The organism is Paenibacillus sp. FSL F4-0125 (genome assembly GCF_038008565.1).
GTDB lineage: Bacteria > Bacillota > Bacilli > Paenibacillales > Paenibacillaceae > Paenibacillus_AQ.
Genome location: NZ_JBBOZJ010000003.1, coordinates 1 through 5,878, shown reverse-complemented (window position 1 = coordinate 5,878; position 5,878 = coordinate 1). Strand labels below are relative to the sequence as shown.

General features: G+C 40.2%; 12 protein-coding genes. All 12 read right to left on the bottom strand.

Features of this window, described 5'->3' with window-relative positions; translation table 11 throughout:
- Positions 1 to 949, bottom strand: a 949-nt coding sequence (locus NST74_RS29900) for a hypothetical protein (protein ID WP_341116062.1), incomplete at its 3' end; no start/stop codon positions are given.
- A gap of 66 nt (positions 950 to 1,015) precedes the next feature.
- A complete protein-coding gene (locus NST74_RS29895; protein ID WP_341116061.1) occupies positions 1,016 to 1,279 on the bottom strand; it encodes a hypothetical protein in 264 nt (87 codons plus the stop codon).
- Between the two features lies 1 nt (position 1,280).
- Positions 1,281 to 1,418 (bottom strand): hypothetical protein, encoded by a 138-nt coding sequence (locus tag NST74_RS29890; protein WP_341116059.1) that lies wholly within the window; start codon positions 1,416 to 1,418, stop codon positions 1,281 to 1,283.
- A complete protein-coding gene (locus NST74_RS29885; protein WP_341116058.1) occupies positions 1,415 to 1,612 on the bottom strand; it encodes a hypothetical protein in 198 nt (65 codons plus the stop codon). Before NST74_RS29885 ends, NST74_RS29890 begins: the two co-directional genes overlap by 4 nt.
- Positions 1,613 to 1,745: 133 nt before the next feature.
- Complete coding sequence (locus NST74_RS29880; protein WP_341116056.1) at positions 1,746 to 1,991, bottom strand: hypothetical protein; 246 nt, start codon at positions 1,989 to 1,991, stop codon at positions 1,746 to 1,748.
- A gap of 340 nt (positions 1,992 to 2,331) precedes the next feature.
- Complete coding sequence (locus NST74_RS29875; protein WP_341116054.1) at positions 2,332 to 3,543, bottom strand: protein rep; 1,212 nt, start codon at positions 3,541 to 3,543, stop codon at positions 2,332 to 2,334.
- 107 nt (positions 3,544 to 3,650) lie between these two features.
- On the bottom strand, positions 3,651 to 3,821 hold the full coding sequence (locus NST74_RS29870; protein WP_341116053.1) for a hypothetical protein: 171 nt from the start codon (positions 3,819 to 3,821) through the stop codon (positions 3,651 to 3,653).
- An 8-nt stretch (positions 3,822 to 3,829) separates the two neighbouring features.
- Positions 3,830 to 4,012: a hypothetical protein gene (locus NST74_RS29865; protein ID WP_341116052.1), complete on the bottom strand. Its 183-nt coding sequence runs from the start codon at positions 4,010 to 4,012 to the stop codon at positions 3,830 to 3,832.
- 73 nt (positions 4,013 to 4,085) lie between these two features.
- Entirely contained in the window at positions 4,086 to 4,265 is a 180-nt protein-coding gene (locus NST74_RS29860) for a hypothetical protein (protein ID WP_341116051.1), read from the bottom strand.
- Entirely contained in the window at positions 4,237 to 5,052 is an 816-nt protein-coding gene (locus NST74_RS29855; RefSeq protein WP_341116050.1) for a zonular occludens toxin domain-containing protein, read from the bottom strand. The genes NST74_RS29860 and NST74_RS29855 overlap by 29 nt, the downstream gene beginning before the upstream one ends.
- Before the next feature lie 115 nt (positions 5,053 to 5,167).
- Positions 5,168 to 5,428 carry a hypothetical protein gene (locus NST74_RS29850; RefSeq protein WP_341116049.1) on the bottom strand — a complete coding sequence of 87 codons (261 nt, stop codon included), beginning with the start codon at positions 5,426 to 5,428 and terminating at the stop codon, positions 5,168 to 5,170.
- Positions 5,429 to 5,441: 13 nt separating this feature from the next.
- Positions 5,442 to 5,878 (bottom strand): hypothetical protein (locus NST74_RS29845; protein WP_341116048.1); only part of this gene is annotated, 437 nt, incomplete at its 5' end.

The following is a 5,878-nucleotide window of genomic DNA, read 5'->3' as shown; positions in this document are numbered from 1 at the left end:
GATCTTTAGGGGCTACCGTTGTACCATCACCCAAAACCCACCCTTTATCAGGACTCCACGTAGCCGTTTTAGTTTTATCATTAGTTGGATGCGCTACAAAATCACCGACTGCAGGAGTTGCTATAGCCGGTATACTTGCTACCGTTGCTATTGCTGTAGCTTTTTTAGCTTGTATTGTGTCATATTCTGCTTTTGTCATTACTTTAAAAAAACTATGTGTATAATCCATTATTTGTTGATACGCAATAGCAGGTGCCACTAACTCTCCATTAAAATACGTTGTAGATAAATCAATATTTGCACCACCAATATAAATTCTGGCAGATTTATCATCAGCCCTGTAATAATTGAAAAAGCGAACTACACCATAGTTTGGATCAGCTGTAGCCGCTGTATTATATCCAGTGTATCTAGTACCTTTTAGAACAAAGTCATAATAATAGATCATGTTAGCCGCCGGATAAAAACCATACCAATCATATCCATTGTCAGTTTTAACAGCTTTAGAGCTAGAATAACCGGTTACACTGCCATATATAGTAGGTGATGACATTACAAACAACGATCCTAATCTATTAGTCAGATATCCCATAACACTTGTGCTAATATCCATAGTCTTTTTACCAGCATCGACCGCCGCTTTATATGACGCTAATATCTCAGCTTTTATCGTATCTTGCGTAGTATTCCACACATACGTTGCGTGGTCGTAAGCCGCATCTGCAAACTCTGTTTGACCAAATGCAGAAGCCGCCCCAACCACCCCTAGAGCCAGCAAAACATATGCACCAACGCCAACCTCAATTCCCAAAGGCAATGCAATAGGCACAGCGCCAGCAGGTTTAGGAGGCACTACTATCGCAGATAAATATATTAGAATTAAGGTACTTATCAGTATTTTCTTAATCAATATTTGTCTTTGTCTTTCATTTAATAGATAATATGGCATATGTTCCTCCCTAATAAAAAAGAGCCTTGAAGGCTTGACCCCTCCAAGACTCCGGATGTGGAGCATTTATTTTGCAAGCATGCCGAACAGCTTACGACCGTATTTCCATGCAAGGATTACGCCCATAACCGTTACGGCAGAAGCAGCCACCGTCCCGATCACAACTAGAATTGTGGTCGTGATGCTGGCAAACGTACCAGTAACACCAGCAGTATCCACCGTTACATCAGTTGCTGCAAATGCTGATGTAGCCATTGCCATCATCAAAGCCATACACATCATCGCAACCCGTGTACTACGCCCCTTAAACGCTTGAATAATTCCTTTCATACTACCTAACACCTCCGAATAATTTTAGTAAATCTATGGATGAGCCTACGCCAAGACCGATTAATGTTACGACCCCAGCAAAGCCTAAACCCGCAATTATGCCAATCTTCATCAATTCTTCAAAATGGTCTGCAATCATTTCCCTGACCTCCAACCACTCCAAAAACTTTGCATAAGCAGCACACCAATAATTATGGCCAAGGCAACAAATATGTAAGATTGGTTCGACTGCATTGCATTGCCCTGTTCAATTAACTGAGTAAATTGTTCACCATCTAAATAAACGACATTAGTAACAGATACAGGCACGGGATTATCATTTGTTACTTCCATTTCCCACCCCTATAACGGACACGAAACCAACGGTATCCTTTCAGTACAGGTATAAAAGCGACTGCCAAGTAAGATTTGTAATCCATATTAAGAAACGCTTTTCCAATAGATTTAAGGATAAGAAGAATGTCCATTACACCATTTGTGCAGCATCTGCCATAACCATCATTCCAATTCCATCACGTTGCGCCCAAGCCTGTAATCTACCTTTCAGTTCAATCTTTTCCATTTCTTCGAAATTATCACCAACATGTCCCTCCAGGCGAGCCTGTACCTGTACTCTCTCCCCGCGTTGCATAATTAAGAGGTTAGTGAATTTTTTGCTGTCTTTTGTTTCCTCTTTAACGCTGGTAATAAGACCCTCAATTGTAACTTTCATCTTTTTTCCTCCTTTTTTACGAACAAGTATTTGCCACAGCACTATTATATATGGGTATATCTTCCTATGTCTATACTATTTTTTAGAAAAATAGTCTTTTAGTAAGACTTCCACCAAATTGTTATAATTTTCGGTGTCTTTTAGCATATCTACGATGTATTTCGGCAGCCGAAGAGTTATATTAACTTTCTTCATCTCCGGTGAAATACGTGGTCTCGGCACTATTACACCTCTGCTATCAAATTTAAAAAAAACTACCCTAATAGAGTAGTTTAGTTGACAAACAATTACAAAAGCCACCTGTTTCAATGTTGGATGTTATTAGTTATAATATAAGTACCTAACCCCGTCCAGAGGGTTGCTCATCGTTGTAATTTGCGGTGGGCTTTTCTTTTTTTAAGCCTAATTTTTCTAAGGCATCATAATATCCATAAAGTTCAACATAATTCAAAAGTGTTGCCCTCAATCCATTATGCAAAATGTAACGCCATTCCTGCCAATCCAACAAACCTAATAAATCCGCTTCTTCTATTTTTTCTGTTGCAACTTCTTCATCGCTTTTATCCTCAATCAAATACTTCGCCTTTAATCCTCTACTCCAAACAAGTTGGTGCATACCTTTCGTGGCTGCCGCATACTCTCTAAATTTATCCTCATACTGCAAATCGCCATCTTCTATGACTGCCCTCAAAAAATCAAATGGTGTCATGCTTCCTGCGCGACCCTTCTTGATATTGGCTTTAGTCATTTCTGAATCCGTACCCCAAGGCTTGTCCATGATATCGCCCCATTTGCCTATGTACTGACTAGCTTCTGCCGCATCATCAATTTTGAGACCATGTTCATAATTTGTGCTTAAGCCATTCTTTGCACAAGCACCCTCCCACATATCATATAACTTGTCTCTTACCTCTTCGCGTTCCCAAGGCTCAATCTCATTGTTATGCATCAAAAGCAAGTGTATATGAGGATGCCAACCATTTTGACCGTACGTTATTTCGAAAGCGCGTATCTTACCGACCAAACCTATAGATTCTCTAAATACACGATCACGTCCACCGCGACTAAAATCTTGAACCGACTTACTCAAAGCTATTAACAAGTCTTGCAATTTATCGGTTCTAGAATGACTGAAAGTAAGAGTTACCATCGTACAATAGCCGCCTTGCTGTAAATGACTATCAAAAGCAATCTTCAATTCAGAACGCCGCCGTTCACTTATCTTTGCCGCGCAAACCGGACACACCCAAACGCTACCACAAACCATCAAACCGCCGTAGAAAGCCTTCTGAGTCGATCTATGCTTAAAGAGACTAACATCACCGTAACGCTGAATTTGATGCCGTAAACATATACCTACACGATGATTAGGGAGCAAATGTTTAGATGCTGACTGCATTTGATATCTAAGAAATCGGTCATCGCCAAAATCATTAGATAATAACCCCTTATCTTCGTTTCTCTCTACCGCACCCCTGTTTTTCGTATTTTCGATGGTTCGTAATTTCGTAATACTTACCAAGGGCGCTGACGCGCCAAAACTCTCTCTCATATCATGTATTGACCTCCCTATCCCTGCCAGATCGGCAGATTGTATAAAGGGTATGGGCAGGGGTCAGATTGCAACCAACCGCTTTCATAGTTTCTTAGTACAACGCATTACTCTAAATCTTGCAGAAACTCTTTATCATCATCAGATGCATAAAATTCCAGCCAGCAAGCCAAACAAACAGGTTCTTTCTCATCATAAACAGGTCTTAGCTCAACTAGGTGAGTTGTCCGGCAGATCGTACATTCCATAGTTAAACTCCTCTCTTCATCAGCTTTCATTGCGTCTACTATTTACTAGACTTTTCTTTTTCATGTAATTCTCTAAAATAAGCCGACAACGAATTATACTCACCACGATCTATTAACTGTTCGATTTCCACCCAATCCCACTCAGGTAATGTAAGCTTCACCTGTCGTGACACACCAATTCTTGGACGTCCCATAACAGATTCAGATGATGTAGATTTCATGTCTCCACCTCCTTTTTGGTTACCTTTAATATAACTTGTTGGTTACCAAAAGTAAAGGGTTATTTTACCAAAATCAATCATTTATCAAATTAATAGATAGCATCTTTTCAAGCAGCCTACGATCACACAATTTATATCCGGTCTGTAACACATAGGCTGCTGACACCTCATAACGATCCGCTAATACCTTAATCTCCGCTTGTAAACTATCAGCAATATAAACATCAACTCGCATCTTTTTCTTCGGCATCATTATCCTCTCCTAAAGGGGCTGTAAGCTCCTCTGAGGTTCCAGCAGCTTGGGTCCCCCCTACGGGCTGCCCTCCCAAGCCGCCAGACTCCTCGACGGGCTTACAGTTTCCAAAATGGGCATCAAAATTATACTTACTGAAATCTATTTCCGGCGTATCTATTTTGATAGCATTACGATATTGATGTGTATTGTAGAGTTTTGAAAATGACTTAACAAAAATAGTGGATCCAGAAGACAACTTTTGCCGAGATTGCTTCCAATACGTAATATGCATAAAAAGAGTGAAAGGAAGATATTTAAACGGAAATATGCGATTTGCTTTCCGATGAACAACCTTATATTCCATGCAGCTCGTTATCGTCCGATTAATCTCTTTTTCATCCTGCATAATCAATGTAAAGTCATAACCCATATGACGAGATGTTTTGAAAAACTTTTTCCATTTACGTTGGGTTTCGTCAGTCGCTTTATCAGATGGATACAAGTCCCCAGCTTCATCCAAGACAACGAGACACAACTTTTTGAATTCATCAAAACCATATTCCTCTGACATTTTCATGAAAAGAGCCATTCCCGCCTCATCTTCCAAAATCTCAGTTGGAATATACATAAATCGGTCTGCATAACCCTTACGAACCATTCCTGGAGGGAAGTTAATAGGGAAATTAGCAATTACATAGCCACCCTTAGATAAATGCTTGATGATATCCTCAAGCGCGTGATATGTCTTTCCGCTGCCAATCGTCCCTATGTACTGATTGATAGTCAAAACCATTGCCAAAAGCATTACATCACCTCCAAGACTTGCAAAATTACTGTACTCCACAAAATAAGTGCAATGGCAGCCAGTAACATTTCTGTTTTTTCAAACTTCCAAAAAGATCGATCTTTATCCAAAATAATCATCCTCCCTTAGCAACTTTAAGCCAACGCGCTGCAACTCTAATGGAATACCAAACCGTTATCGCCCCGATCAGAACAGCAAGATGTGCCAACATGGTCGGAAACGGTATAAGCCAAGTCACATAACCTAAATCAATACTGCTTGGCTTTGATGCAGGATTACCAAAAGGACTCTCCGGTAAAAGCGCGAGACACCAAGACAAAGCACTCCCAACACCAGCAATGCAATAATTAAGCAACCTTATAAAAAAATTAGCCACAGCAGCCGCCCCTTTATTCCGGCATGAATTTCCTCATTGATAGAATCATCCCAAGATCAAACGCAATTATCGCAAACCACCTGACCACGACAGCAGCAGGTTCCATGATCGTAAAATCTATATCAAACTTAAGTTTCATTGATGTGTTAAATATAGGTATCGTCTTATCCACTTTTAAAATCGCTGCCTTAGGGGTCACATTAAATATTTGAAATTGTCTTTCTATGTCCCATGGAATACTAAAAGGAAATTTAGTGGTAAATAGATTTCCAGCCAAACGCAAAGGACCAAAATCGAGTTTATCTGAAGGTGCATTGCCCCAATCTATACCCGGGTTAGCTGTGCCGGCACCAACTGCTTCGCCTGTTAATACACCAGTTTGCACACCGGATATTGGTACACTAACTGACCCGTCTGCCGCAATTGCTGGTTTAGGATACTCAAAAGTAA

Coding starts and splice junctions, on each gene's coding strand:
- NST74_RS29880 (WP_341116056.1), bottom strand. CDS start 1,991: ATGAAAGTTACAATTGAGGGTCTTATTACCAGCGTTAAAGAGGAAACA.
- NST74_RS29890 (WP_341116059.1), bottom strand. CDS start 1,418: ATGATTGCAGACCATTTTGAAGAATTGATGAAGATTGGCATAATTGCG.
- NST74_RS29875 (WP_341116054.1), bottom strand. CDS start 3,543: ATGAGAGAGAGTTTTGGCGCGTCAGCGCCCTTGGTAAGTATTACGAAA.
- NST74_RS29895 (WP_341116061.1), bottom strand. CDS start 1,279: ATGAAAGGAATTATTCAAGCGTTTAAGGGGCGTAGTACACGGGTTGCG.
- NST74_RS29855 (WP_341116050.1), bottom strand. CDS start 5,052: ATGCTTTTGGCAATGGTTTTGACTATCAATCAGTACATAGGGACGATT.
- NST74_RS29885 (WP_341116058.1), bottom strand. CDS start 1,612: ATGGAAGTAACAAATGATAATCCCGTGCCTGTATCTGTTACTAATGTC.
- NST74_RS29860 (WP_341116051.1), bottom strand. CDS start 4,265: ATGATGCCGAAGAAAAAGATGCGAGTTGATGTTTATATTGCTGATAGT.
- NST74_RS29870 (WP_341116053.1), bottom strand. CDS start 3,821: ATGAAAGCTGATGAAGAGAGGAGTTTAACTATGGAATGTACGATCTGC.
- NST74_RS29865 (WP_341116052.1), bottom strand. CDS start 4,012: ATGAAATCTACATCATCTGAATCTGTTATGGGACGTCCAAGAATTGGT.